2 protein-coding genes are annotated in these 1,624 nt (G+C 69.7%); both read left to right on the top strand.

What is annotated here, in order from left to right:
* Positions 1-164: 164 nt before the first annotated feature.
* A complete protein-coding gene (locus ACLBXX_RS20670) occupies positions 165-518 on the top strand; it encodes a PadR family transcriptional regulator (RefSeq protein WP_056368906.1) in 354 nt (117 codons plus the stop codon).
* Entirely contained in the window at positions 515-1,411 is an 897-nt protein-coding gene (locus ACLBXX_RS20665) for a permease prefix domain 1-containing protein (protein ID WP_447659548.1), read from the top strand. The genes ACLBXX_RS20670 and ACLBXX_RS20665 overlap by 4 nt, the downstream gene beginning before the upstream one ends.
* Positions 1,412-1,624 lie beyond the last annotated feature (213 nt).

Here is a 1,624-nt window from a genome sequence, read left to right as displayed (position 1 = left end):
CCCCACCCCGAGCCCCCCCCCCCCCCCCCCCCCCGCCCCCCCCCCCCCCCCGCCCCCCCCCCCCCCGACCGCGGGGGGGGAGGCGTTCATGGTGGAGAGGGCGGGTATTCGAGCTCGCAAAGTAGTTGATGCTCATGAGTACTTGACGTGATACAGTACTTGACATGACACAAGACGACGCGTTCGCGGCCGACCTGCTGCGCGGCCACACCGACACGATCGTGCTCGGTGTGCTGCGGCGCGGCGACGCGTACGGCTTCGAGATCTACAAGGCGATCCGCGATGCGACCGGCGGCGATCACGAGATCAAAGAGGCGACGCTGTACGCCACGTACCGCCGCCTCGAGAAGGACGGACTCGTCGAGTCGTACTGGGGCGACGAGTCCCAGGGCGGCCGCCGCAAGTACTACCGCATCACCGACGCCGGCCGCGCGGTCTTCCGCGGCAACGTCGCGGCCTGGACCGCGACCCGGCGCATCATCGACTCACTGCTCGACGTGAAGGAGAGCCAGCAATGAACACCGACATCCATCGCCTCCTCGACGAGGCGTTCCAGGGCATCGAGATGACGCCCGACGCCCAGGACCTGAAGGAGGAGGTGCGCGCGAACCTCGTCGCCCGCACCGACGAACTCGAGGCGGCGGGTGTGCCGCCGACCGAGGCGGCGCGGCGCGCGATCGCCGAGCTCGGCGACGTCCGCGCTCTTCTCGACGAGACGGTGGATGCTGCGCCCCGCCCGCACGCGGACGGCTATGCCGCCCTGCAGCAGCGTCATCGCGTGCGTCCGAAGCCGGGCTTCGTAGTCCGCGCCGTGGTGTGGTCCATCGCCGCGGTGATCGGCATCACGCTCGGCATCCTCGGGGCGGCAGGCGTGTGGCCGATCCCGCTCGGCGCGCAGATCGGCGCCTTCGGCCTCGCGGCCACCGCTCTCGGCCTCCTCGTCGGCGACTCGCTCTCGCAGGAGACGACGACCAACCACCCGATGCCGCAGAACCGCGCTGCCGGGTACTTCCTCGCCACGCTGCTCGGCGCCTATGGGCTCGGCTTCGTCGCGCTCGTCGCCTTCGGTTCGATGCCGGTGTGGGGCGTCGTGTTCGCCGCGCTCGGCATCATCGCCTCGATCATCCTGTTCGCGTTCCTCGGAGCGAGCCAGACGAACCGCCACAAGGCCTGGACGCGCCAGGCGCACACGAGCGAACCGCCGAACCGGTTCGAGCGCGAGCCCGAGACCGCCGCACGTTTCGGCATCTACAGCGCCGTCATCTGGCTGGTGACCTTCGCCGTCATCGCGGTGCTCGTCTTCACCGTCGGCTGGTGGTGGGCGCCGGTCGCCTTCGTCGGCGGGTTCGCGGTCATGATGCTCGTCCTCGCACGGATGCTCTTCAGCCCCGAGAAGACCTCCGGTCGTTGAGCGAGCGAAGCGAGACGAAACGCGCCTGACTCTTCGCACGTCTCCAGGCGTTTCGTCTCGCTCGTTCCTCGCTCGCTCAACGACCGGGGCACACAAATCCAATTCGCAGGAAGGGATGCTTCGCCATGCCCGAAAACTCCATCGCCGACGATCGCGCGATCGTCGCCACCGCCCCCGTCCAGGGCTACCCGGGTGGCGGCCGGGAGCCCGGGG

Source organism: Microbacterium sp. C23T (genome assembly GCF_053345975.1).
This window is presented reverse-complemented; position numbering and strand designations above follow the sequence as displayed.